At 54.9% G+C, this 23631-nt stretch carries 22 protein-coding genes; 9 read left to right on the forward strand and 13 right to left on the reverse strand.

Features of this window, described 5'->3' with window-relative positions; all coding sequences use genetic code 11:
- Positions 1-66: 66 nt before the first annotated feature.
- Complete coding sequence (locus GSQ70_RS04800; protein ID WP_158781495.1) at positions 67-549, reverse strand: Rrf2 family transcriptional regulator; 483 nt, start codon at positions 547-549, stop codon at positions 67-69.
- 212 nt (positions 550-761) lie between these two features.
- Positions 762-1634, reverse strand: coding sequence for an NAD(P)-dependent oxidoreductase (locus GSQ70_RS04805; protein ID WP_158781496.1), 873 nt, complete (start codon positions 1632-1634; stop codon positions 762-764).
- Positions 1635-1851: 217 nt separating this feature from the next.
- On the opposite strand from GSQ70_RS04805, the gene GSQ70_RS04810 reads away from it, so the two are divergent.
- A complete protein-coding gene (locus GSQ70_RS04810) occupies positions 1852-2400 on the forward strand; it encodes a flavin reductase family protein (protein ID WP_199257317.1) in 549 nt (182 codons plus the stop codon).
- A gap of 107 nt (positions 2401-2507) precedes the next feature.
- On the opposite strand, the gene GSQ70_RS04815 is transcribed toward GSQ70_RS04810, so the two are convergent.
- Positions 2508-3002 carry a hypothetical protein gene (locus GSQ70_RS04815; RefSeq protein WP_233268251.1) on the reverse strand — a complete coding sequence of 165 codons (495 nt, stop codon included), beginning with the start codon at positions 3000-3002 and terminating at the stop codon, positions 2508-2510.
- A gap of 274 nt (positions 3003-3276) precedes the next feature.
- Between GSQ70_RS04815 and GSQ70_RS04820 the strand changes: the two genes are divergently transcribed.
- Entirely contained in the window at positions 3277-4461 is a 1185-nt protein-coding gene (locus GSQ70_RS04820) for a sugar transporter (protein WP_158781498.1), read from the forward strand.
- Positions 4462-4535: 74 nt separating this feature from the next.
- Here the strand turns inward: GSQ70_RS04820 and rhaM are convergent, their stop codons facing one another.
- The 4 genes from rhaM to rhaB are packed head-to-tail and all read right to left on the reverse strand — an operon-like array spanning position 4536 to position 8417.
- Positions 4536-4850, reverse strand: a complete 315-nt coding sequence (rhaM, locus tag GSQ70_RS04825) for an L-rhamnose mutarotase (RefSeq protein WP_158781499.1) — start codon at positions 4848-4850, stop codon at positions 4536-4538.
- The gene (gene rhaD / locus GSQ70_RS04830) at positions 4840-5682 is read right to left on the reverse strand and encodes a rhamnulose-1-phosphate aldolase (protein ID WP_158781500.1); all 843 of its coding nucleotides are present in this window, start codon (positions 5680-5682) and stop codon (positions 4840-4842) included. Before rhaD ends, rhaM begins: the two co-directional genes overlap by 11 nt.
- 9 nt (positions 5683-5691) lie before the next feature.
- Positions 5692-6948 carry an L-rhamnose isomerase gene (locus tag GSQ70_RS04835; protein WP_158781501.1) on the reverse strand — a complete coding sequence of 419 codons (1257 nt, stop codon included), beginning with the start codon at positions 6946-6948 and terminating at the stop codon, positions 5692-5694.
- Positions 6945-8417, reverse strand: a complete 1473-nt coding sequence (gene rhaB / locus GSQ70_RS04840) for a rhamnulokinase (RefSeq protein ID WP_158781502.1) — start codon at positions 8415-8417, stop codon at positions 6945-6947. The genes GSQ70_RS04835 and rhaB overlap by 4 nt, the downstream gene beginning before the upstream one ends.
- Before the next feature lie 299 nt (positions 8418-8716).
- Here rhaB and rhaS point away from each other — a divergent pair, with 299 nt between their 5' ends.
- Both rhaS and rhaR read left to right on the forward strand, forming a co-directional pair.
- Positions 8717-9544 carry an HTH-type transcriptional activator RhaS gene (rhaS, locus tag GSQ70_RS04845; protein ID WP_158781503.1) on the forward strand — a complete coding sequence of 276 codons (828 nt, stop codon included), beginning with the start codon at positions 8717-8719 and terminating at the stop codon, positions 9542-9544.
- A gap of 8 nt (positions 9545-9552) precedes the next feature.
- On the forward strand, positions 9553-10404 hold the full coding sequence (gene rhaR / locus GSQ70_RS04850) for an HTH-type transcriptional activator RhaR (RefSeq protein ID WP_370521035.1): 852 nt from the start codon (positions 9553-9555) through the stop codon (positions 10402-10404).
- Positions 10405-10438: 34 nt separating this feature from the next.
- Here rhaR and rhaT read toward each other — a convergent pair whose 3' ends face one another.
- Positions 10439-11473, reverse strand: coding sequence for an L-rhamnose/proton symporter RhaT (rhaT, locus tag GSQ70_RS04855; protein ID WP_158781504.1), 1035 nt, complete (start codon positions 11471-11473; stop codon positions 10439-10441).
- A 371-nt stretch (positions 11474-11844) separates the two neighbouring features.
- Here rhaT and aldA point away from each other — a divergent pair, with 371 nt between their 5' ends.
- Positions 11845-13284, forward strand: coding sequence for an aldehyde dehydrogenase (gene aldA, locus GSQ70_RS04860; RefSeq protein WP_158781505.1), 1440 nt, complete (start codon positions 11845-11847; stop codon positions 13282-13284).
- 53 nt (positions 13285-13337) lie between these two features.
- On the opposite strand, the gene surE is transcribed toward aldA, so the two are convergent.
- From surE to GSQ70_RS04875, 3 genes are all read right to left on the reverse strand, one after another.
- Positions 13338-14228, reverse strand: coding sequence for a 5'/3'-nucleotidase SurE (surE, locus tag GSQ70_RS04865; protein ID WP_158781506.1), 891 nt, complete (start codon positions 14226-14228; stop codon positions 13338-13340).
- Between the two features lie 147 nt (positions 14229-14375).
- Positions 14376-15653, reverse strand: coding sequence for an MFS transporter (locus GSQ70_RS04870; RefSeq protein WP_158781507.1), 1278 nt, complete (start codon positions 15651-15653; stop codon positions 14376-14378).
- Positions 15650-17080, reverse strand: coding sequence for a M20 family metallopeptidase (locus GSQ70_RS04875; protein ID WP_158781508.1), 1431 nt, complete (start codon positions 17078-17080; stop codon positions 15650-15652). Before GSQ70_RS04875 ends, GSQ70_RS04870 begins: the two co-directional genes overlap by 4 nt.
- Positions 17081-17240: 160 nt before the next feature.
- Here GSQ70_RS04875 and GSQ70_RS04880 point away from each other — a divergent pair, with 160 nt between their 5' ends.
- Both GSQ70_RS04880 and GSQ70_RS04885 read left to right on the forward strand, forming a co-directional pair.
- Positions 17241-18164 carry a LysR family transcriptional regulator gene (locus GSQ70_RS04880; RefSeq protein ID WP_158781509.1) on the forward strand — a complete coding sequence of 308 codons (924 nt, stop codon included), beginning with the start codon at positions 17241-17243 and terminating at the stop codon, positions 18162-18164.
- An 83-nt stretch (positions 18165-18247) separates the two neighbouring features.
- Positions 18248-19165, forward strand: a complete 918-nt coding sequence (locus GSQ70_RS04885) for a helix-turn-helix transcriptional regulator (RefSeq protein WP_158781510.1) — start codon at positions 18248-18250, stop codon at positions 19163-19165.
- Here the strand turns inward: GSQ70_RS04885 and GSQ70_RS04890 are convergent.
- Together GSQ70_RS04890 and GSQ70_RS04895 are read right to left on the reverse strand one after the other, a co-directional pair.
- Entirely contained in the window at positions 19147-20739 is a 1593-nt protein-coding gene (locus tag GSQ70_RS04890; protein WP_158781511.1) for an ABC transporter substrate-binding protein, read from the reverse strand. The genes GSQ70_RS04885 and GSQ70_RS04890 overlap by 19 nt on opposite strands.
- A 190-nt stretch (positions 20740-20929) precedes the next feature.
- A complete protein-coding gene (locus GSQ70_RS04895) occupies positions 20930-21358 on the reverse strand; it encodes an OsmC family protein (protein ID WP_158781512.1) in 429 nt (142 codons plus the stop codon).
- A gap of 132 nt (positions 21359-21490) precedes the next feature.
- Between GSQ70_RS04895 and pepT the strand changes: the two genes are divergently transcribed.
- Together pepT and GSQ70_RS04905 are read left to right on the forward strand one after the other, a co-directional pair.
- On the forward strand, positions 21491-22726 hold the full coding sequence (gene pepT / locus GSQ70_RS04900; protein WP_158781513.1) for a peptidase T: 1236 nt from the start codon (positions 21491-21493) through the stop codon (positions 22724-22726).
- Positions 22727-22869: 143 nt separating this feature from the next.
- On the forward strand, positions 22870-23619 hold the full coding sequence (locus GSQ70_RS04905; RefSeq protein ID WP_158781514.1) for an SDR family oxidoreductase: 750 nt from the start codon (positions 22870-22872) through the stop codon (positions 23617-23619).
- The last annotated feature ends 12 nt before the right edge of the window (positions 23620-23631 follow it).

Consider the following 23631-nt stretch of genomic DNA (forward strand, 5'->3'; position numbering starts at 1 on the left):
AAATTTCAAAAAAAACAATCCAGCCGTTAAAAATAACGGCTGGATAAGTTTCAGAAAAAAGGTCAATCAGGATTCGGCGTTATCGTGGGCTTTTTGCGCCTCGCAGCTGCCTTCCGGGTAGCGGCGGTCCCGCTCGTAAATTTCTTTCAGTGCGTCGGCTACCGTGCGCTTCGCCAGCACGTTCATTGAAGCCTGCTCGGCTTCGCGCGCCAGCTCTTTGAAGAACCAGCAGGTATTGGCGCTGACCAGACATCGCGCCGGAACTTCCGGACGCCCTGCCAGCAGCGGCTTATCTTCCAGCACAGAAGTGTAAATATCACACAATGTGATCTCTTCAGCCGGACGGCCCAGTCTGATGGTGCCGGTGCGCCCCAGCGTCGAGACAATGATGCCATCGCGGGTCAGCGGCACCATCATCTTACGGACGAAACTGGGGTTGGCCTCAAGGCCCATTGCCAGAATTTTGCTGGTGCTGCGTTTACCTTCCCGCTCCGCCTGGGCCACACTGAGCACCATTTGTAAGGCCGTAGGAAAACGAATATCAAGCATGTTCAGATCCTTGCTTTTAGCTGTGCATCACCGGATTGACGGTGGTCTTAAAAAGCATTAAAAATCAGTAAACTATAAAAAACAACGCCTGATTAATATAACAAATATTGTTGCACTTTAGAAGAATCCCCTTAAGCGATTACTGCTATTCCCTTTATCACGCTGAAAAATCGACAATTATGGCAGCCGGTTCGCGCCCGGCTGCCAGAAGATTACTTCGTTTTTTCACTTAAATAGCGGTAGACCACCGATAAATCTTTCTCGCCATAGCCCTTATCCACCGCATCCTGCCAGACGTCAGAGATCAGCGTCAGTCCCGGCAGTTCGCTTTCCGGTGCCGCCGCCAGCGCAAGATTGACGTCTTTTAGCGCCCAGGTCAGCTGCATCTGGGGATCGTACTGACCACCGCTAATCATATCCAGCTTACCTTTGACGTATGGAACCGCCAGCGGGCCACCTTCCAGCACGTTCCAGAACTCTTCCGGCGAGAAGCCGAATTCTTTTGCCAGCCGGGTACTTTCCGACAGCCCCTGCACCATTGAAATCAGCCAGGAGTTCACTACCAGCTTCATACGTGAAGATGCGCCGGCCTCCCCCAGCCACTTTGTTCCTTTAGAAATTGCCGCAAAAACAGGTTCAATGGCTTTGGATTTTTCGCGATCGCCGCTCGCCAGAATCACGATTTGGGCGTTTTCAGCCGGCGCCTTGGTGCCGGACACTGGCGCATCAAGGAACACAATATCTGCCCGTTGCCCAGCGAAAGTGGCGATCAGTTTTTCAGTTGACTCCACACCGATGGTGCCCATCTGCACCACGATTGCGCCCTGCTTCAGCGAGGACTGCATCTGTTTCAGTACGCTTTCAGTGGTAGCCGCATCTGCCAGCATGGCAATCACCACATCAGCCTGTTTCACCGCTTCTTCCGGGCTGTCGGCCAGCTGCAGTCCGGCACTTTGCAGGTCTTCGCCCCGCGCCTTAGTCCGGTTCCAGCCATAAGTTGTAAAGCCATTTTTCAACAGGTTGGCGGCAAAGGCGTGGCCCATTGCGCCCAATCCCAATACCGCTACAGAGGGACGTTTATTCATCTGGTGTCATCCTTTTGATGGGTTAACAGGGGTGGCGCTGCGACCACCGTCAGCTCTCCAGGGTAGCGTAATCTGGCGCGAAATGCTTGATTTACCGCGCTGTTTTGCGTCAGTGAATACGTTAAAAAGTATTACGGTTGCGGGGGATCTATAGTGTAAGGAGCAGCGGCAGACAAACATTGCCGCCTCTTATGACTGAACGGGAGGAAGTGTGATGATGAAGAAAGTGGATTTTCCTGTGCACAACGTACGTCATTTTCTCGAGCCTGGCCCGGTAGTACTGATCTCCTCCGCTTCAGGAAAAGAGACGGACATCATGACGCTGGGCTGGCACACCATTCTTGAGTTTTCCCCTTCACTGGTTGGTTGCATGATTTCAGCCGGGAATCACAGCCATCAGCTGATTAGGAACAGTGGGGAGTGCGTGATTAATTTGCCGACATCCTCGCTGCTGGATACGGTTGTGGCGATTGGTAACTGCAGCGGGGAACAGGTGGATAAGTTAAGTGAATTTTCTCTGACAGCCGGGAAAGCCAGTAAAGTTAAAGCCCCGCTGATTAAAGAGTGTCATGCCTGCTTTGAATGCAAACTTTATGACGATTCGCTGGTGGATAACTTCAATTTCTTCATATTTGAAGTGGTGAAAGCCCATGTGGCTCCCTCACCCGCACAGCCTGAAACCGTGCATTACTGTGGCGACGGTGAGTTTATGCTGTCGGGTAAACACGTCAGCCGCCGCTCGCAATTTCGCCCTGAAATGCTCTGAATTTTGATGGAAGCCAGAACGCCGGGAGTCAGACCTGCTGTGCAATACAGTTATCGCTCTAAATTTTCATCGCTTCCAGAGTGGGTGCCAGCGTGCATCGATTAAAATCAGAGCTTCAGCCCGGCTGTCGGCAGCCCGCCCACTTTCGGATGGAAAAAACGCTTCACCTGATTGTCGATGGCGCGGATTTCATAGCGCAGCCAGAACTGCCGGAACTCCTCAGAGGAGGTCAGCAGACGATCCAGCATGGATTTCCAGTAAGGGTCTTCATGATTATCCCCCATCTGCGTGCGGAACATCGCCACCATATTCGGCATCAGCGTTTCCCAGTCCAGCATCGAACGACGCCACTCCTGATTGGTAAAAGCCAGCAGGATACAGTTGCGATCCTCCTCCGGGATAGTTTCAAGATCGAGGTTAAGCAGCCTGCTCCAGGCCTCGTTATAACCGAGAATATCGAAGCGGCTGGTCTGGATCACCGCAGGCAAAGGGCTCAGCGTATCCAACAGGAGCTGGCCGTGCGCAGAAACTTTAGCGCAGACCTTTGCTGCTGTTTGTAACGGGGAGTGATGTCCGGCCAGCGAAAACAGGTGCTGTTGCAAACGGCTGTTAAAACTTTTATTGACGCTGTCATCGCCAATATTGGCGGAATAACGCCATTAAATAATTCTGAATCGCGGTAATTTTCCCGTTTTAACTGGAACAACCACGTTGTCTGACTATACTGAACGGCCCTCAGGGGATTAAAGGATCTGATTTACAAAAAAAGATGTTTTTTTAGATGTCATCTGTGACCTAAATAAAACACAATATGCGCTCTTTTTCTGATTTCGCCTGGCGCGAAATTAACTTAATACCAACAAGCCGTTAACTTTCATGCAATCATCTACCGTCTCACGCAAAACCGCATGGCTACGTGTCATCATGTTAGCCATTGCCGCGTTTATTTTTAATACCACCGAATTTGCGCCGGTGGGTCTCCTGTCTGATATTGCCGCCAGCTTCTCCATGAATACGGCGCAGGTCGGGCTGATGCTGACCATCTACGCCTGGGTGGTGGCCCTGCTGTCGCTGCCGATGATGCTGCTGACCCGCCAGGTTGAGCGGCGTTTTTTGCTGATTGCTATTTTCCTGCTGTTTATCGCCAGTCATGCGCTCTCCACTTTTGCCTGGAGTTTCAATACCCTGGTGGTCTCGAGGATTGGCATCGCCCTGTCGCATGCGATCTTCTGGTCAATCACCGCCTCTCTGGCGATCCGTGTGGCTCCGGCCGGTAAAAAAACGCAGGCGCTGAGTATGCTGGCAACCGGGACCGCGCTGGCGATGGTGCTGGGCTTACCGATTGGCCGTTTGATTGGGCAGTATCTGGGCTGGAGGATCACTTTTGGCGTGATTGGCGTGGTGGCGCTGATCACCATGCTGTGCCTGGCGAAATTGTTGCCGAAGCTGCCAAGCGAACATACCGGATCGCTTTCCAGCGTGCCGATGTTATTTAAGCGCCCCGCTCTGGTTTCGCTTTATTTGCTGATTGCGATGGTGGTTACTGCACATTATACCGCTTACAGCTATATAGAGCCGTTTATTCAGAGCGTCGCTTCAATGGGTGATAATTTCACTACCTTCCTGCTGCTGATATTTGGAGCCGCCGGAATTGTCGGCAGCATCCTGTTCAGCTCACTGGGGAATAAATACCCGGCAACATTTTTACTGGGTGCAATAGCGCTGATTTCACTGTGTATGTTGGGGCTATATCTCGCGGCGACTCACAGCGTGGCAATTTCAACGCTGTGTATTATCTGGGGCATGTCGATGATGATTATTGGCCTCGCGGTTCAGGTGCGCGTGCTGGCGCTGGCGCCGGATGCCACAGATGTGGCAATGTCGCTGCTGTCGGGTATTTATAACATCGGGATCGGTGGCGGCGCGCTGCTGGGAAATCAGGTCAGTTTGCATCTGGATATGGCCAACATTGGCTATGTGGGAGGAACCATCGGTCTGGTCTCACTGGCGTGGTGCGCCTGGAGTATGAAACGCTATCCGCAGCTTCGCATTAACGGTTGAGAACCAGAGGAAATGAAATGGGGCGTTAATTTCGCCCCATTTTTTCAGGATGACTATCCCCCGGGCTGGCCCGTCTACTCCAGATAAAACACCGAAGGCAGCTCAGCGCTTACCGGGCTGCAGTCGGCATTCGACGGCATCAGCTCACACATCGAACGCCACCAGCGCTGGCACACTTCCGTCTGCGCCACGGCATTCCAGCGTTCTTCTGACTCAATCTCCACCACCGCAAAAAGCAGATTACGGGAAGCATCAAGGAAAATGCTGTAGTGATGCGCGCCATGATCTTTCAGCGTCTGAGCCAGTTCCGGCCAGATGGGATTGTGCCGCTGCTGGTATTCCTGATGCTTATCGGGATGTACCTGCATCACGAACGCTTTACGCAACATGAGGATGCCTTGCGTCCAGCGCCGCCTGCCAGGGTTTCACGCTGAAGCGTTCACCCAGCGCAATCAGTTCCTGGGTCGTGATGCTTTGCTTCATACCGCCCATCGACAGCACTTTAACCACCACCTCAGATGATTTTTCGGCGGTATCAATCAGGCCGAAAGTCTCATCCAGCGTCGGCCCCGCGCCGAAGATGCCGTGGAACGGCCACATCACCAGACTGTGCGAAGCCATCTGTTCTGCAGTGGCATCACCAATGCCGTCAGTGCCCGGTACCATCCACGGTACAATCCCCACGCCGTCCGGGAACACCACCAGACACTCGGTGCTGCCTTCCCATAACAGGCGGGTGAAGCTCGCCGAATCCAGATCCACCACGTAGCTCAGCGACATAAAGTTAGTGGCATGACAGTGCATGATAACGCGGTCCGCACCGTTGCTGACCTTCATACGCACGCTGTGTGACTGGAAATGCGAAGCCAGCTCGGATGTCGGCAGACCGCCGTTGGTCAGGCCCCAGTAAATGCTGTAGGCACGGCCATCCTCACTGACTCGAAGCAGTACCAGGCTGTCAGCAGGATCGAGCTGAACGTTACGAAAAAATTTGCCTGAGCCGGTAACCAGGAACCAGCAGTTAGCCAGCCCCGGCGCAGGTTGGGTAAGCTCAACGGTTCTCGGCTCACGATAGAAATCCTGTGCGAAAGGTTTTACCTCTTCATCCAGCAGGCGCAGGCTGACGTTACCGCCGTTGCGCTCGTCCCATCCCTTGAGCCACATGTCGCTGGTAGCTTTGACCATCCCCTGGACAAACCATGAAGTCTGAATGTGTTGCATGTTGCACCCTTAACGTTTGCTGAGAATTTGTTGTTCGTAATGACGGACGTCGCCGATCCAGCTGGCATCGGCCGCGACGTTGTGACGCTGGCAATATGCCTCCCACACAGCCTGCCACGGCAGACATTTTTGCTCTTCCAGCAACGCCAGGCGTGAGGTGTAATCCCCTTCCAGCTCCAGTTTTTTCAGCTGGTCAACCGGCTCCAGCAGCGCACGCAGAAGGGCTTTTTTCGCATTGCGCGTACCGATAACCCAGGCGGCGATGCGGTTGATGGAGGCATCAAAGAAGTCCAGACCGATATGCACTTTGTCGAACAGCTTCTGACGGACGATTTCGCTGGCTATGGCCTGAGTTTCGTCGTCTAACAGCACCACGTGATCGCTGTCCCAGCGTACCGGACGGCTGACATGCAGCAGCAGGCGCGGCACATAGAGCATCGCAGTGGAGATTTTGTCGGAGATCACTTCTGTCGGATGGAAGTGACCGGCATCCAGCGTCAGTGCGGTCTGGCGGCTGCTGGCGTAACCCAGGCAGAACTCGTTAGAGCCGACGGTATAGCTCTCGGCACCGATGCCGAACAGCTTGCTTTCCACCGCATCGATATGCAGAGAGGGGCTGAATTTCTCGCTGATCACTTCATCCAGAGCGGTCATCAGGCGCTGGCGAGGGGCAAAGCGGTCTACGGTTAAATCTTTCATGCCGTCCGGCACCCAGATGTTCATCACTGACGGCGTGCCCAGCTGCTCGCCAAAGGAAGCAGAGATCCGGCGGCTGGCTTTACAGTGCTCTATCCAGAACTGGCGTACCTCTTTGTTGGCACTGGACAGGGTGAATCCGCTTTCGCTCATCGGATGGGAGAAGCAGGACGGGTTAAAATCCAGCCCAAGCTTGTTGGCTTTCGCCCATTCCACCCAGTGGGCAAAGTGTTTTGGCTGGATGTCGGTACGTTCCACCGGCGTATCGCTCTCCAGGTAGATCGCATGCAGATTCAGTCTTTTCGGGCCGGGGATCAGCGACATCGCTTTATCCAGATCGGCACGTAGCTCCACGGCATTGCGGGCTTTGCCCGGATAATTACCGGTGGCCTGAATGCCGCCTGTCAGCGCTCCCTGCGGATTTTCGAAACCACGAACGTCATCACCCTGCCAGCAGTGCATGGAAATGGGCATCTTATCCAGCTGGGCCATTGCGGCGTTAACATCAATGCCGATCTCGGCAAAACGCTGTTTAGCCAGTTCAAAGGCCTGATCGATTGCTCGGGTCATATACATAGCTCCTTAGCCGTGTGTGTCAGTGACTGGAAAAGTGGCCAACTGCGGCGGTATACGTCACTGGCTTGTGGGGTATAAGTTTGTAAGAGGAAATTCTGTGCAACGATCTGACGAAAGTGCGACACGTCCCGCACATCGCCGCAGGCGATCAGCTGGCTGCCGATGTTGCCCAGCGTGGAGGCCTCAACCGGGCCGGCGATAACCGGAATGCCGCAGACATCAGCACAGAGCTGGTTCAACAGTGGGTTCTGACAACCACCGCCTACAATATGCAGCTGGCTGAAGGTGTCGCCGCGAACCTGTTCCAGCTCTTCAAGCACCTGCCGGTAATAGAGCGCCAGACTGTCGAAAATACAACGGGCCAGCGAGGCAGCGGTTGCAGGCAGGGGCATACCCTGTTCCATGCAGGCATCCTGAATTTCACGCACCATGCTGGCCGGGTTGATAAAGCGGTCATCGTTCGGGTTGACCAGCGAACGGCATGCTGGCTGGCCTTCGGCCTCTTTCACCAGTCCACACAGATCTTCGATCTGAAGCTCGTTGCAGACGCGCTGCAGCAGCCAAAGCCCCATGATGTTTTTCAGCACACGGTAGCGCCCTTCTGCACCGCCTTCATTGGTGATATTGGCCGCCAGCGCTGCTTTGCCGTTGCAGGGTTCAGGGCTTTCAAACCCCATTAATGACCAGGTACCGGAGCTGAGCCAGGCGGCATTATTCCCTGTCACTGGTGCGGCAAGTACAGCACTGGCAGTGTCGTGAGTCGCCACCGCGATCACTGGTACGGATTGTCCTGAAGCCGTCTGCCAGTGACCCACTTTACGGCCAGGCTGAGAAGGCTTGCCGAACCAGTCCGGATTGGCACCGGCCCATTTCAGCAAATCAGCATCCCAGTCGCCGCTGTGGATGTTCAGTAACTGAGTCGTGGTAGCGTTGGTGTATTCCCAGTTCAGCTCACCGGTAAGCCGGTAATGGAAATAATCCGGGATCAACAGCGCGTGCTGCACGTCATCCAGCCATGCGGCTTTGCTCTCGCACAGCGCTTTTAGCTGGTAAAGAGTGTTAAATGGCAGGAACTGGATGCCCGTATGCTGATAGATATTCTCACGACCCAGCTCCCGGCAGGCGCGGTTCAGCACGCCATGGGTGCGATCGTCACGGTAAGCAACCGGCAGACCAATGCGCTGACCTTCCTTATCCAGCAGCACGTAATCCACGCCCCAGGTATCAATCCCGATGCTGTCAGCCACAATACCCTGCGGCTCCAGCTTGTTAAGTGAGCTGACGATAAACGCTTCAAGCGCATCCACATCCCAACACTGGTGATTGTCCACGGTGACCAGACTGTTTTTACTGCGGGCAACTTCTTCCAGTTGCAGTTTCCCGCTGGCGGCATTAAAGCGGGCCAGCATCACACGGCCGCTGGATGCCCCCAGGTCAATGGCAACACAATTTCTCATGCTCATGGCATTGGCTTCCTGTCAGTTCAATGCCTTCAGTCTAAAAGCCAGCAAATTTAGTACCTTCCCGCCACTGCCAGACGCTGCAACGGCCTGGCAGCACGGCAAAGGTGAACGTGAATCAGCTCACATTTTCATTTTTGCCTGCCGCCGGACCCGGATGTGACACGACACGCAATTCTGCATTTCCGCCTGCCCGTTCTTGAAAAATCAGCTTCCGGGCTGGCTTTTCATGTCGAAAATTCAAGGTGAAGGGTCAGGACCAGGCAGTAGACTGCGTCGACAGTGACTAACGAGGATGGATCATGACCGTGTTGCATAGCGTGGATTTCTTCCCCGGTGGTGGATTGCCGGTGGCGATTGAACCCCGGGCTCCGCAGGGTGCTTTTCCTGAGCATCATCACGATGATTTTCATGAAATAGTGATTGTCGAACAGGGGGCTGGCATTCATGTCTTTAACGGTGAACCTAAGCCATTGTGTGGCGGCTGCGTGTGCTTCGTCCGCGATCACGACCGCCACCTTTATGAAAAAACCGATCAATTGATCCTGACCAACGTGCTTTATCGCGGGCCGGAAGCCTTTCGCTTCATCACCGGTTTTCAACATTTGCTGCCGCAGGAGTGCGATGGCAATTACCCTTCCCACTGGCGCATCAGTAATAAAGTGCTGGAGCAGGCAAAACAGCTGATTAACCAGCTGGAAAAGCCCACCGCGCCAATAACTCTGGAGAGCCATGCGGAACAGGAGATGCGTTTTATGCAGCTGCTGGTGCTGCTGCGTCGGGGTTGCAGCGAGCAGCCGGGCGAGGACCAGAACGGCCGGATGTGCAGCCTGCTCGACTGGCTGGCCGACCATTACAGTGAGGAAGTGGACTGGGAAGAGCTGGCAGAGAAATTTTCACTTTCCCTGCGCACGCTGCACCGTCAGCTTAAGCAACAGACCGGCAGTACACCGCAACGTTACCTTAACCGCCTGCGCCTGTTGCAGGCCAGGCACCTGCTGCGCCACAGTGAAACACGCATCACCGATATCGCATTTCAGTGCGGATTTGGTGACAGCAATCACTTTTCCACACTCTTTAAGCGCGAGTTCGGCACTTCTCCGCGTACCATCAGGCAAAATGACCTGTGAGGTGAAACGTGAGCGTGCCCCTTCGTCTGGCGAAAGCCGACTATTTTCCTTCAGAGCTGATGCCGGTGGCGGTTGCTGACCGCACCCCTCAGCCCTCTTTTCCCCCACATATTCATGAATTCAGTGAGCTGGTGATCGTCTGGCGTGGCAACGGGATGCATTTGATGAACGACCGGCCGTGGCTGATCACCTGCGGCGATCTCTTCTACGTTTGCCCTGATGACTGCCACAGCTACGAATCGGTCAACGAGCTGGTGCTCGATAACATCATCTACTGCCCTGATCGGTTTCGCCTGGGCCTGGACTGGTCACAATTTCTGCCGCAGGATGAGGCTGCCTGGCGGCTGACCACAAGGGGAATGGCGCTGGCACGCGGCGTGATCCAGCAGCTGTCACAGGAGAGCCGTAAGAGCGATCTGCTTTCCCGCCAGCTGACCGAGGCATTGTTCCTGCAACTGCTGTTGATTCTGCAGCGCCACCGCTACAAAGCAGACTGCGCCTGGCAGCTTCCTGAAGGAGAGCAGCTGGATCTGCTGATGTCCGCCATTCAGGGACAGATTGCCTCCCACTTTGATCTGGCCGCTTTCTGCCGGCAGCATCAGCTTTCGGAGCGTGCGCTGAAACAGCTGTTCCGCCAGCAGACCGGTATGATGCCCTCGCAGTACATTCGTCAGCTGCAACTGTGCAAGGCCAAGTTTATGCTACGCAGCAGCGACTGCCTGATCGGCGAAGTGGCGGCCAGCAGCGGCTTTGATGACAGCAATTATTTTTCAGTGGTGTTCACGAAGGAGACGGGTATGACGCCCAGTGCCTTCCGGCAGCAGTTCGAGCATCCCGGGATGCGGGTTAAAGTGGATTGATCGGACGCCACTTTGCGGTGGCGTCCGACAGCGATCAGTTCATCATTCCCATGCCGACGATATTGGCGGCGATGATAATCACAAAGCAGCCTCCGCACAGTACGCTGACCGGACGACGTCCAACGTTTTTCCACTCTTTCAGTACCAGCCCTACCAGACCACCACACAGCACATAGAAACTCATGTGCAGCATCCAGCTGATAAAGTCGTACTGCGCCGGAATGCGCGCATGGCCCCAGGCGTAAAAGAAGAACTGCAGATACCACATGGTTCCGCCCAGCAGCGACAACAGCACATTAGAAATCAACAGTGATTTCGCTACCGAGAAGTCGCTTTTCACCGACAGGCTGGATTTGGTGGCCAGACGGATAAAGCAGAAACCAAGGTTTACCACCGCACCGCCGCCCATGATAATGACGTAGCTTGGCAGCGCGGTATACAGCGGATCGATACCTAATGCCGCAGCCGCATCATGCATCGGTTTCGCGGCGTTCATGGCAAAGGACATCCCTGCGGAGAAGACGCCACACATCACCGCCAGCAGCAGCCCTTTCTTCAGGTTGAACTCTTCAGCGGTGATCCCCATCGCCCGCTCTTTCAGCAGGCCCGCACGGGAAACAATCGCCACGCCAGCCAGCGCGACCAGCACACCCAGCAGCGTCAGCCTGCCGCCTTCTGAGCTGAACAGTTCGACAAAACGTCCCTGTAACAGCGGAGTCATCAGCGTGCCGACCACTAAGGTGATCCCGATGGCGATACCAATCCCCATCGACATGCCGAGATAGCGCATGGTCAGTCCATAGTTGATGTTACCCACGCCCCACATCGCACCGAACAGGAAGACCGGCAACAGCTGTGAGAGGGAAAAGGAGCTGTAGTAGCCCCAGAAATTCGGCAACAGCACGGCACTGACGGCCCAGGGCAGAATGATCCATGACATGATGCCACCTACTGACCACATGGTTTCCCATGACCAGTGGCGGACTTTTTTGAACGGGGCATAAAAGCAAGCGGCACTGGCGGCGCCTACCAGATGCCAGAGGATGCCTGACACGATAGCTTGACTCATTATTCTCTTCCTTCGTAGGAGGGTAATTTTCCCGGTAGGTTGCAGTCTACGAAGGAACGTTCGGGTGCCACCTTAGGCTGACTGCCCGGCACCCGGCAAAAATGGCAAAATCCAGCGCCTGCCGCCGACAGCGATCACAAATACGGTTTCTGGTGATTTTAACTGTAAAGAAGCGTAAGCCATCCTAATCCTCTAATTTAACTCAGAAAAATCCTGTTTTCTCCGTCCTGCTTCACACCTTTTCTTTTTTGCCATCTTCAGTGGGCGTCTGGCAGCCACAGAAAGGCGGCTCTTTTGCCGCTCCGGCACTATGCTTTTTATGCAACAACCCATTAACCACACTATAAAAAATCGTTTACGGAGAATTTGCCATGTCCCTGCGCCAACATCGTCTGTACATTAACGGTCAGTTTGTCGAAAACCGCAGTGGTCGCTGGATTGATGTGATTAATCCGGCCACTGAAGAGATCCTTTCGCAGATCCCGGAAGGTGGCCGGGAAGATGCCGACCGCGCCATCGAGGCTGCTTCCGCTGCTCAGGCCGGATGGGAAGCACTGTCAGCCATCGAGCGCGGTAACTGGCTGCGGAAAATTGCCGCTGGCGTGCGTCGTCGCGAAGCGGAAATCACCGCCACTATTGTTGCCGAAGGCGGAAAAACTCAGCAGCTGGCGCAAACCGAGGTGCTGTTCACCGCCGATTACCTCGATTACATGGCCGAATGGGCGCGTCGTTACGAGGGTGAAATCGTCCAGAGTGACCGCGCCAATGAAACCATCATGGTATTCAAAAAAGCCATTGGGGTGACGACCGGCATCCTGCCGTGGAACTTCCCTTTCTTTCTGATTGCCCGCAAAGCCGCGCCAGCGCTGATCACCGGCAACACCATCGTCATTAAACCCAGTGAACTGACGCCGAACAATGCGATCCTGTTTGCGGAGATTGTTGATGAAGTCGGCCTGCCTGCCGGGGTGTTCAACCTGGTCACCGGCTATGGCCCGGAAGTGGGCCAGGCGCTGGCCGCCAATCCTGAAGTCGGTATGGTCAGCCTGACCGGCAGCGTCAATGCCGGGATCGCCACTCTGCAGGCCGCCGCGAAAAACGTCACCAAAGTGTCGCTGGAACTGGGTGGCAAAGCGCCTGCCATTGTGATGAACGATGCCAACCTCGATCTGGCGGTAAAAGCGATTGTTGATTCACGGATGATCAATACCGGGCAGGTCTGTAATTGTGCAGAACGCCTCTACGTGCAGGAAGGTGTGTATGACGAGATGGTAAAACGCCTGACCGCAGCATTTAAAGAAGTGACCAGCGGCGATACGGCGAAAGAAAATAACGTGACGATGGGTCCGCTGATATCTGCCGATGCCCTGAAGCGCGTCGAGCAGAAAGTGGCTCACGCCGTGGAACAAGGGGCGAAAGTGGTGACGGGCGGCAAGCGTAAAGGCGACCGTGGCTTCTTCTTTGAGCCCACCCTGTTGACCAACGTGCGGCAGGAAATGGCTATCGTGCAGGATGAGACTTTTGGTCCGGTGCTGCCGGTGATTGCTTTCAAAACCCTGGACGAAGCTATCGCGCTGGCGAATGACAGCGAGTACGGTCTGACTTCCTCAATTTTTACCGAGAACCTGAACACCACCATGCAGGCGCTGAAACAGCTGAAGTTCGGCGAAACCTACGTTAACCGCGAAAACTTCGAAGCGATGCAGGGCTTCCATGCTGGCTGGCGGAAATCTGGCATCGGCGGCGCGGATGGCCGTCACGGGCTGGAAGAGTATCTGCAGACCCATGTGGCTTATTTGCAGGCTCACTAAAAGCCGAAAAACAAGGCCGGAAATTCCGGCCTTAATCATTTCAGTCATCAGCATTAATTCGATAGCGGCCCGTTACCCAACCGCTGCTGATATTCTCCCGTCAGTTGAGCTGCATTCCAGTCCCCATCAAAAATTGAATAAACAATATAGCCTTTATTCAGCCACCCGGTATCCGTGTCAGCCTGGCTGGGTTGCAATACCGCCTGATTCATAATCTGTTGAGCCTTGCCATCAGGCAGCAATTTATAATGATGCTGTGGCGTCGGATAACGTTCATTATCACTATATTTCACGCCCTTTATTTCCCCTTCAGGCAAAGGCGGGTAGTTAATACTCAGGCCCGAACCTTCAGGTAATAAAGATTTCCCCGGCTGCCAGTCATACGCCAATTTTCCTACCATGGTCACCACGTAATCTATTGCATCCGGCCAGTATTTTTTCGTGCTCGGCCAGCCGCTGCGCATCTCTTCTTCGGTCAGGTTATACCCAATGCTGGCAGCAATGGACGGATAACCATAGCGGACAGCCCTGACCGCCGCTCCCAGCGTACCGGAATTCAGTTGGGCAACGCCGGTGTTCGGGCCATCGTTAACCCCTGAAATGACCAGGTCCGGTGGTGAGTCCTTCATCACGCCCAGCAGGCCGAAGTCCACAGAATCCGCTGGAGTGCCGGGAAAACACCATGTTTTTTCTGCAACTTTTTCAACATCGAAAATTTTATTGGGTTTAAAAGTGATGGCCGAACCGATGCCGCTTTGATTTGTGGCAGGCCCCACCAGCCAGACGTCATAGCCTTTTGCCACCAGCTTACTCTGCAGTTGGGTGATGCCCGGCGAGTGGCAACCATCATCGTTCACCAGCAAAATGCGTAATGGTCGCTCTGCTCCCTGTGCGGTCATTATGCTGCCGAGCAGGATCCCTGTGGTCAGTAAAATTTTTTTCATTGTGATCTCCATAATTAATCCAAAAAAAAACCTGAGCCGGTCTGAAAATAATCAGACCGGCTCAGGTTTTGCCTGTTTTACAGTAACAACCCTGTTAATCAGCTATTACTGATACCACCGTCATTAAAACTTGCAACGTGTTTTTTGTTAATTCTTGAGCCTGCGCTGGCTTTTATACAGCGCCCAGCCGCTGACCAGCGCCAGTACCATCAGATAATAGCTTGGGGCGAGGCTGGTGCCGGTTGCAGTAATCAGCATGGTGCAGATCAGCGGTGCAAAACCGCCGAACACTGTCACCGCAATGTTATAGCTAATTGCCATGCCGCTGGCACGGGTAGCTGTGGGGAAAAGATCGGCCATCATCGACGGAACGGTAGAAAAATAAACCGACTTCAGCAGCGCCATCCAGCCGACCAAAACCAGCAGCATCCCGCCGGTGGGATGGTTAACCACCAGCAGGAAGGCCGGGTAAATAGTCAGGATCAGCAGCCCCAACGAACTCCACATCAGCGGTCTGCGACCTATTTTTTCCGCCCACATCCCCATCAGCGGCGTCACCACCGTCAGGATCACCCCGGCCAGCAACGTGGCGCTGAAGGCAGCAGATCCTGGCAGATGCAGGCTTTTTGTCGCATAAGTAGGCACATAATTCAGCATATAGTTGATGGCGGTGGAGATAACCATCAGCCCAATCGCCAGTAACAACAGGCGCTTTTGCTGACCCACCAGAAGTTTGAGTGGGGAATGGGTCTGCTGCTGTGCGGTGAAACTGGCTGGTTCATGCACATGGCGACGGATATACAAGCCCACCGGCCCAATCAGCAGGCCAAAAGCAAACGGAATACGCCATCCCCACTGCTGGATCTGCGCCTCACTCAGCCACTGGGTCAGGCCCAGCCCGAAGGCCGACGCCATCAGCGTACTCGCCCCCTGAGTGGCAAACTGCCAGCTGGCAATAAACGCGCGGCGTTCAGGAAAATGCTCCACCAGAAAGGCCGTTGAGCTGCCGAATTCCCCCCCCGCCGAAAAGCCCTGAATCAGCCTTGCCAGCAGGATCATCACCGGAGCAATCAATCCGATACTGCTATAGGACGGCATCAGCACGATGATTACCCCGCCCAGCATCATCAGCTGGATGGATAACATCAGCGCTTTTTTGCGCCCTGCGCGATCGGCATAGGCTCCCAGCACAATCGCCCCAAACGGTCGGATCAGAAATGACACGCCAAAACTGCCAAAGGTCAGCAGCAGGGAAACGGACGGATCCTGAGTGGGGAAAAAGGCATGGGCGATATAGCTGGCGAAGAAGCCGTAGACAGCAATATCAAACCACTCCAGCGCATTCCCCACGCAGGTAGCAAAGAGGGTTTTACAGAGATTGGGCTGTACTGCGGTTGCCGCAGACGGTTGCATTAAGGTGCTCATTGCTTAGCTCCTTTCTGCTGCTGATAGTTACGATGGCTGGCCAGCAGTTGTTCACCCTGCTCGCCCAAATCCCACAGCAGGCGGGTCATGATCTGCAGCCCTTCACGGGCGATGGACTTCAGCATATGCTCATCAACCGCATGCTGTCCGCAGGCCGGATAGGAGTGAGGCACCCAAAGCGTTGGCAGCCCCAGAATATTGGCAAACACGTCGTTGGGCAGCGAACCCCCCAGATTCGGCAGTAGCGCCGGCTTTTTGCCGCTGGTTTGCTGCATCGCTTCCAGCGCCCAACCCACTAAGGGATCACGTGGGTCAAGACGGGTTGCCGGAGAGCCGCGTAATACGGTCACTTCCACCTGGCTGAAACCGTGCTCCTGCAGGTGATGGCGCAAATGCTGCTCAATGTTTTCCCAGTCAGTTCCCACCACGAAACGCAACTGGCAAACTGCCGTTGCGTTGCCGGGAATAGCGTTCATCGGCCGTGCCGGGTTACCGGTCAGAAAAGAGAGCACCTCCAGCGTATTCCAGCCGTACAGGCGTTCAGTCGGGGTCAGACCCGCTTCGCCCCACTGGGGATCAATCTGCGGGCCGCTGCCGGAAGTCATCACGTCTATTTCGCTGAGAATAGCGCGAACGTCAGCGGAAATAGCCGGTGGCTTCAGCGCACTGACCTGCAGCTGACCGTGTTGATTCACCAGGCACGCCACAGCGTTCGCCAGTTGCGTGCCGGGGTTGCTCAGTAAGCCGCCCCAGTTGCCGGAGTGATAATCGCGGTCGCGGGCGTTGATACTGAGGCGAACATTGACTGCACCCCGTGAACCCAGGAACAGCGTCGGGCTGTCGGCATTCAGCCTCGGGCCATCCGAGGCAATAAAGATATCCGCGCTCAGCAGCTCCTGATGGTCCCGGCAAATCTGCGCCAGACCTGGCGAGCCGATCTCTTCCCCTATCTCGAACAGGAATTTGCAGTTGAACCCCAGACTTCCGCTCCGCGCTGCAAAGATCTGCTCAAGTGCGGCTATGTTGACCGAGTGCTGCCCTTTATTGTCTGCGCTTCCGCGGCCGTACCAGCGATCGCCCTCTTCTTTCAACTCCCAAGGCGTCAGCCCTTCACGCCAGTTCTCATCATCGCCGAACACCACGTCACCATGCCCGTAGCATAACAGCGTGGGCAGCTCAGCCTGTTCGATGCGCGTGGCCAGAAGAAATGGCCGCAGCGGGGCCTGAGGATTATCAATCTGCGTCAGCGTGAAACCCAGCGCCTGCATCGCCGGGGTGAGTTCATCAGCCAGATAGCGCTGCAGTTCGCTGTCACGATCCTCTCGCTGGCTTTCAGAACGGATTGCCACCCGCCGGGCCAGCACCTGCTTGAATTCACCACTGTCGAAGTATTTGGTGGCCTGCGCCACCGCCTGTTCACCTGTCATAAGCCTGCCCGTTGTGCTTGCTGATTTGTTGTTTTGTTATGCAGACCATCTAAGCTAAAATCCTGCTTTGCCACAATTATCAAAATATCAAACCAGTCTTGCTTTAAAAGCAAAGCGCTCCTGCACAATCACGCGGCATGCACCAGTAAGAGGCGCACAGATGCACAGTACCGAAATTCGCTATTTTCTGGCTGTCGCCAACTGCGGGTCATTAAGCGCAGCCAGCCAGCAGCTCTTTGTCGCAGTATCGGCCATCAGTCGCCAGATCCAGCGGCTGGAAGCTAAGGTGGGCGCACCGCTGTTTGAACGTCATCCGCGGGGAATGGTGCTGAATGACGCCGGAAAAATCTTCGAAAATCACGTCCGCCGCAGCATGCTGGGCATGGAACACGCGCTGGCTGAAATTAAAGGGCTGAAAGCCGTAAGACGTACCGCACTGCGCGTGGCCTGCACGGATGGCATGGCCTTCAGCCTTCTGCCGACGCTGTGCTCACAGTTTCGCCAGCAGAATCCTTCGGTGAGTTTTAATCTGACGGTCAGCAGTGCGCTGGAGGTGGCCGACATTTTGCGTCACGGCGAATGTGACGTGGCATTCCAGTTCAGCCTGCATCCGGAGCGCGGCGTGGACGTGGTGGGTTCCTGGGCTGCGCCGGTGCTGATCGTGATGAATCAGCAACACCCGCTGGCAAACAGGACATTTCAGCTGCAGGATTTAACGGCTTATCCTGTTGCATTGCCTGACCAGGGCACAACGGTACGCCAGCTGTTTGATTTGAGCTGCCAGATGAGCGGTACTTTTATCGAACCGGCATTGACCTGCAATAATTTCAGCACCCTCTATACTTTCCTGCAGCAGAATCCGCTGGCCATCACCATTTGCAGCCAGTTCACCGTGCTATATCAGGCGCGGGAACACTGTCTCGCGTTGCGCTCAATGGGGATCGACCAGCTTACCCAGCGAACGCTGCAGGTACAGACCGTCTCCGGACGCCAGCGCTCGGCGGCGCTCAATTTGTTTCTGGAATTCATCCGCGTACAGTTGCAACAGCAGAATGCCCTATTCATGCATGAATATGGCCTGTAGGGTCTGCGTTATACTGGTAATCATTGCAGGCCGCCTCACGCAGTCGGACCTGATTTTTCGCTTATGACCTTGAGGGCTTTTCTGTGACGCCAGACAGCAAACTGTTGGGTAACTACCTGAAAGATCGCCGGGGCAAGCTCGATCCGGCGAATTTTGGCATTTCACCGATCCGTCGCCGCACACCCGGACTGCGGCGGGAAGAAGTGGCGCAGCGTGCCAATGTCAGCGCCACCTGGTACACCTGGCTGGAACAGGGCCGCGGCGGCTCCCCCTCTTCAGAAGTGCTGAACCGCCTTGCGGAAGCACTGGAACTGAATAAAGAAGAGCGCGAACACCTCTTTTTACTGGCGCAGCAGCGCCCGCCCCGCGTGCAGTATCAGCCCGGCGAACCGGTTTCGCCGCAGTTGCAGCGCGTACTGGACTCGCTTGAGCACAGCCCGGCGCTGGTCAGAACATCGCTGTGGGACATTGTGGCCTGGAACGATGCCGCACGCGCCGTGTTGCTCGACTATGAAACGCTGCCACCGGAAGACCGCAATATTCTGCGCATCCTGTTCTGCAATCCCCGGGTGCGTAACAGCATGAGTAACTGGCGGCGGGATGTAGCTAATGTTGTTGCCGTTTTCCGCGCTGAAGTGATCCGTGCCGGGGCACAGGAGAAAGTACAGGGGCTGGTTGATGAACTGTGCCAGCGCAGCCCTGATTTTGCGGCCATCTGGCAGGGTGACTATGACGTACAGCGCTTTGGAGAAGGGCTGAAGCGGACTGAACATCCCGAAGTGGGAGACGTCTCCTTTGAATACTCCTCATTTGCTATCGATGGCCGGGCCGATCTTGGACTGGTGATCTACACCCCTGCCAGCCTGGTTGATCGCAACAAGGTTCAGCGTCTGATAGACACCTGGCAACGAACACGGCCGGTTGCCAGCGGAGAGGAAAAAGAGGCCTGTAGCGACCTCATTTCACAGGATTACTCAGGAAATTACTTCACATCAACCTGATAGAAAATATGTTTACCAAACGGGTCGATCTCATAGCCAGTCACCTCTTTGCGAACCGGTTCAAAAATCGTTGAATGAGCAATCATCACTGCCGGAGCCTGATCATGCATGATTTTCTGAGCCTGCTGGTAGAGCTGGATGCGCTTGTTATGATCCTGCTCTTCACGGGCTTCGGTAATCAACTTGTCGAACGGCTTATAGCACCATTTTGACGAGTTGGACCCGCCGTTGGCGGAGGTGCAACTGAACAGCGGACCGAAGAAGTTATCCGGATCGCCGGTGGCGGTAGTCCAGCCCATCAGCGCCGCCTGATGCTCGCCATTTTTCACCCGCTTGAGGTATTCACCCCACTCAAAGCTGACGATATTTGCCTTAATTCCCACTTTTGCCCAGTCTGCCTGAATCATCTCGGCCATACGACGTGCATTCGGGTTGTAAGGACGCTGCACCGGCATGGCCCACAGGTCAATTGCGGTTCCTGGTTTAATCCCGGCTTCCTGCAGCAGCGTTTTCGCCTTTTCCGGGTCGTAATCGTAATCCTTCAGGTCTTTGTCCGCGCTCCACACTCCCGGCGGCAGCAGGTTTTTCGCCATCGTGCCGGTACCCTGGAATACTGCCTGAATAATCGCCGGTTTGTTGATTGCCATGGTCAGCGCCTGACGGACCCTGACGTTGTCAAACGGGGGTTTCTGAGTATTAAACGCCAGGAAGCCGATGTTCAGCCCGGCTTTCTGCATCAGCGTAATATTTTTATTTTCGCCCATCCGCTTGAGGTCAGCGGGATTCGGGAACGGCATCACCTGGCACTCGTTTTTTTCCAGTTTGGCGTAACGTACCGAAGCGTCCGGGGTGATGGAGAACACCAGGCGATCGAGCTTCGCTTTGCCCTGCCAGTATTGCGGGAAGGCGCGGAACAGAATGCGTGAGTCCTTTTGATACTGCACCAGCTCAAACGGGCCGGTACCAATCGGATCCTGATCGACTTTTTCCGGCGTACCGGCTTTCAGCATTTCATCGGCATATTCTGACGAAAGAATGGAAGCAAAGTACCAGCCAAGATCGGCGAGAAACGGCGCTTCAGCATGGGCCAGCGTGAAGCGGACCGTGTGCTCGTCGACCTTATCGATGCTTTTAATCAGCGAACCAAACTCCAGGCTCTCAAAGTTGGTATAGGCCCCGTTTGAGACGTTGTGGTAGGGGTTTTTGGGATCTTTCTGCCGCATAAAGGAGAAAATTACATCGTCGGCGTTGAAATCCCGGGTGGGTTTGAAGGCTTTATTACTCTGGAATTTCACCCCTTTGCGCAGATGGAAGGTGTAAACCGTGCCGTCCGGGCTGATGTCCCAGCTTTCGGCAAGGCTGGGCACCAGTTCGGTGGTGCCGACTTTAAAATCCACAAGCCGGTTATAGACCGGCACGGCGCTGGCATCCACGCTGGTGCCAGAAGTGTAGAGTTGCGGGTTAAAGTTTTCTGGCGATCCCTCAGAGCAATACACCAGCGTTTTCGCCATGGCCCCGGAGGCCACTGCCAGCGTCAGAGCGGCCACTGCCGTTCTCAATACGGATTTTTTCATTGCATCCTCGCGTTTTGAATACCTGTTGTCCGGATAACAATTTACGCAGGAAAAAGAGAGGGGGCCAGCAAAAAATCTGCATTTACAGGCATATAATTTAACTATATTTCAGGAAGTTGAACCGGTTTAGCATCAGGTATGCGGCAGAAAATTTACTCCCCGCCGGACGGCAGGGAGTGTGGAATCAGGCTCAGTTCAGTTTGTAGTCGAGCGTGATTTCAGCGTTCAGCAGCTGAGAAACCGGGCAACCGGCTTTCGCTTTATTGATGATTTCATCGAATTTACTGCTGTCCACGCCCGGCAGCCTGATCTTGCTGTCCAGCGCGATTTTAGTGATTTTGAAACCGTCTCCGGCTTTATCCAGCGAGACGTCGGCCACGGTGTCGATGCTTTCCGGAGTGAAACCTTCGTTGCCCAGCATCAGTGACAATGCCATGGAGAAGCACGCCGAATGCGCGGCACCAATCAGCTCTTCCGGATTTGTGCCGGGTTTGCCTTCAAAACGGGTGTTAAAGCCATATGGTTGTTCCTTCAGCGCACCACTTTCGGTGCTGATGGTGCCCTTACCGTGTTTGATGTCGCCTTCCCAGTGAGCCTGCCCTTTCTTATGAATGGTCATTCCATTCCTCCCGTTTGTTTGTCGTGAACTCTGAGTATAGTGAGTTTTCAGCACATTGCCGGACACCGACTTGCAATCGGCCAGTCTCTGTCCGTAAATTATCAATGCACTCATCACAAACAGGACATTTGCATGAATCAGGAACTGGCTAATCAGCTTTGCACCCGCTTTTACCGCTATCTGGCCGTCACCAGCCAGAGCGATGCCTCAGCGAGCGTGCTGCCAAGCACGCCGGAGCAGCATGATATGGCGAAGATGCTGGCGGATGAACTTCGGGAGATGGGGCTGCAGGACGTGGTGATTGATGAGTTCGCCACCGTGACCGCCGTCAAACCAGGCAATCGCCCTGCTGCACCGCGCATCGGTTTTATCACCCACATCGATACCGTCGACGTCGGTCTTTCCCCGCATATCCACCCGCAGACGCTGCGCTTTGAAGGCAAAGATCTCTGCCTTAATCAGCAACAGGACATCTGGTTACGAACGGCAGAACATCCTGAAATCAATGCCTATCACGGCCAGGACATTATTTTCAGCGACGGCACCAGCGTGCTGGGTGCGGATAACAAAGCGGCCGTCACCGTGGTGATGACGCTGATGGAAAACCTGACTCACGACACGCCACATGGCGATATCGTGGTGGCGTTTGTACCGGACGAAGAGATTGGACTGCGTGGCGCGAAGGCGCTGGACCTGGAGAAACGTTTTAACGTCGACTTCGCTTACACCATCGACTGCTGCGAGCTGGGTGAAGTGGTTTACGAGAACTTTAATGCGGCGGGAGCCAGGATTACCTTCACCGGCGTGACCGCACATCCCATGTCAGGCAAAGGCGTGCTGGTCAATCCTCTGCTGATGGCATGGGACTTTATCGGCCATTTCGACCGCCAGCAGACACCGGAACACACCGAAGGCCGCGAAGGCTATGTCTGGTTTAACGATATGTCCGCCAATGCCAGCGAGGCCGTGGTTAAGGCCTCGATTCGTGACTTCGATCTGGATTCTTTTGAGCAGCGTAAAACCCGGCTGCACGACGTTGCCGCGAAGATTGCCGCGCAGTATCCAACCGGTAAAGTTGAGCTGGAAATCAGCGATATCTACAGCAACATCAGCAATGCGATCGGTGAAGATCGCCGGGCTGTTGACCTGATCTTTACCGCGCTGGAACAGCTGGATATCCAACCGAAAGTCACGCCAATGCGTGGCGGTACCGACGGTGCAGCCCTGTCAGCCAAAGGTCTGCTGACGCCAAACTTTTTCACCGGCGCGCATAACTTCCACTCTAAGTTCGAGTTCCTGCCGGTGCCTTCATTTGTGAAGTCCTATCAGGTTGCAGAGAAGCTCTGCCTGCTGGCTGCTGAGTCGTGAGACTTTTTCGCCCGGTCGTGAAGGCCGGCGGATTCTCACCGTTATAATAAGGACTCTCGCAAACGTTTTATGGACACTGAGTGATAGTCAGTCCGATTATTCCCCCCTATCCTTTTCAATCCCCAACCGAAAAGGAGTGAACCATGAAAACTGTCCTGATCACCGGATGCTCATCCGGCTTTGGCCTGGCGACTGCACAGTACTTTCTTGCCCGCGACTGGAAGGTGATTGCCACCATGCGCACCCCGCGCGAGGATATTCTGCCGCGGTCTTCTAACCTGCGCATTCTGCCGCTGGACGTGACCGATCCGCAAAGCATCAGCAAAGCACTGCAGGCTGCCGGACCGATTGATGTCCTGGTCAACAACGCCGGGATTGGCATGCTCGGCGCGCTGGAAGGCACTCCGATGGACACTGCGCTGGAAGTTTTTGAAACCAACACGCTGGGGACTATCGCGCTGACTCAGGCTGTTCTGCCCCAGTTCCGGGAGCGTAATACAGGTGTGATCGTCAATGTCACTTCGACCGTGACCATCAAATCACTGCCGCTGCTTTCCGTTTACACCGCCAGCAAAGCTGCCGTGAATGCCTTTACCGAATCGGTGGCGCTGGAACTGGAACCGTTCAATATCCGCATGAGGCTTGTACTGCCGGGGCGTGCGCCAGGTACCCGCTTTGGGGAAAATGCACAACCAAGACTGGAAGGGGCTTTCCCACCCGCTTATGTTACCCAGGGCGAGCAGGTATTTACCGAATGGCGTGAGTACAGCGGACCGATAACAGAATCTGAAGCTGTGGCTGAAGCCGTGTGGCGTGCGGCAACCGATCCAACGTCGCCGATGAGGATCCCGGCAGGCGATGACGCAGTAGAACTGGCACAATCGCAGAAATAAAGAAGGTCATGC

This window comes from Pantoea sp. BAV 3049, assembly GCF_009765445.1.
In the GTDB taxonomy this organism is placed as follows: Bacteria; Pseudomonadota; Gammaproteobacteria; order Enterobacterales; family Enterobacteriaceae; genus Erwinia.

Bases quoted from the DNA above. Each gene is read 5' to 3' on its own strand.
- GSQ70_RS04820 (WP_158781498.1), top strand. From the start codon at position 3,277: ATGCAATCATCTACCGTCTCACGCAAAACCGCATGGCTACGTGTCATC.
- GSQ70_RS04890 (WP_158781511.1), bottom strand. From the start codon at position 20,739: ATGAAAAAATCCGTATTGAGAACGGCAGTGGCCGCTCTGACGCTGGCA.
- GSQ70_RS04835 (WP_158781501.1), bottom strand. From the start codon at position 6,948: ATGACCCGAGCAATCGATCAGGCCTTTGAACTGGCTAAACAGCGTTTT.
- GSQ70_RS04870 (WP_158781507.1), bottom strand. From the start codon at position 15,653: ATGAGCACCTTAATGCAACCGTCTGCGGCAACCGCAGTACAGCCCAAT.
- rhaS (WP_158781503.1), top strand. From the start codon at position 8,717: ATGACCGTGTTGCATAGCGTGGATTTCTTCCCCGGTGGTGGATTGCCG.
- surE (WP_158781506.1), bottom strand. From the start codon at position 14,228: ATGAAAAAAATTTTACTGACCACAGGGATCCTGCTCGGCAGCATAATG.
- aldA (WP_158781505.1), top strand. From the start codon at position 11,845: ATGTCCCTGCGCCAACATCGTCTGTACATTAACGGTCAGTTTGTCGAA.
- pepT (WP_158781513.1), top strand. From the start codon at position 21,491: ATGAATCAGGAACTGGCTAATCAGCTTTGCACCCGCTTTTACCGCTAT.
- rhaT (WP_158781504.1), bottom strand. From the start codon at position 11,473: ATGAGTCAAGCTATCGTGTCAGGCATCCTCTGGCATCTGGTAGGCGCC.
- GSQ70_RS04875 (WP_158781508.1), bottom strand. From the start codon at position 17,080: ATGACAGGTGAACAGGCGGTGGCGCAGGCCACCAAATACTTCGACAGT.
- rhaM (WP_158781499.1), bottom strand. From the start codon at position 4,850: ATGTTGCGTAAAGCGTTCGTGATGCAGGTACATCCCGATAAGCATCAG.
- rhaB (WP_158781502.1), bottom strand. From the start codon at position 8,417: ATGAGCATGAGAAATTGTGTTGCCATTGACCTGGGGGCATCCAGCGGC.
- GSQ70_RS04905 (WP_158781514.1), top strand. From the start codon at position 22,870: ATGAAAACTGTCCTGATCACCGGATGCTCATCCGGCTTTGGCCTGGCG.
- GSQ70_RS04800 (WP_158781495.1), bottom strand. From the start codon at position 549: ATGCTTGATATTCGTTTTCCTACGGCCTTACAAATGGTGCTCAGTGTG.
- GSQ70_RS04880 (WP_158781509.1), top strand. From the start codon at position 17,241: ATGCACAGTACCGAAATTCGCTATTTTCTGGCTGTCGCCAACTGCGGG.
- GSQ70_RS04895 (WP_158781512.1), bottom strand. From the start codon at position 21,358: ATGACCATTCATAAGAAAGGGCAGGCTCACTGGGAAGGCGACATCAAA.
- GSQ70_RS04810 (WP_199257317.1), top strand. From the start codon at position 1,852: ATGAAGAAAGTGGATTTTCCTGTGCACAACGTACGTCATTTTCTCGAG.
- rhaD (WP_158781500.1), bottom strand. From the start codon at position 5,682: ATGCAACACATTCAGACTTCATGGTTTGTCCAGGGGATGGTCAAAGCT.
- GSQ70_RS04805 (WP_158781496.1), bottom strand. From the start codon at position 1,634: ATGAATAAACGTCCCTCTGTAGCGGTATTGGGATTGGGCGCAATGGGC.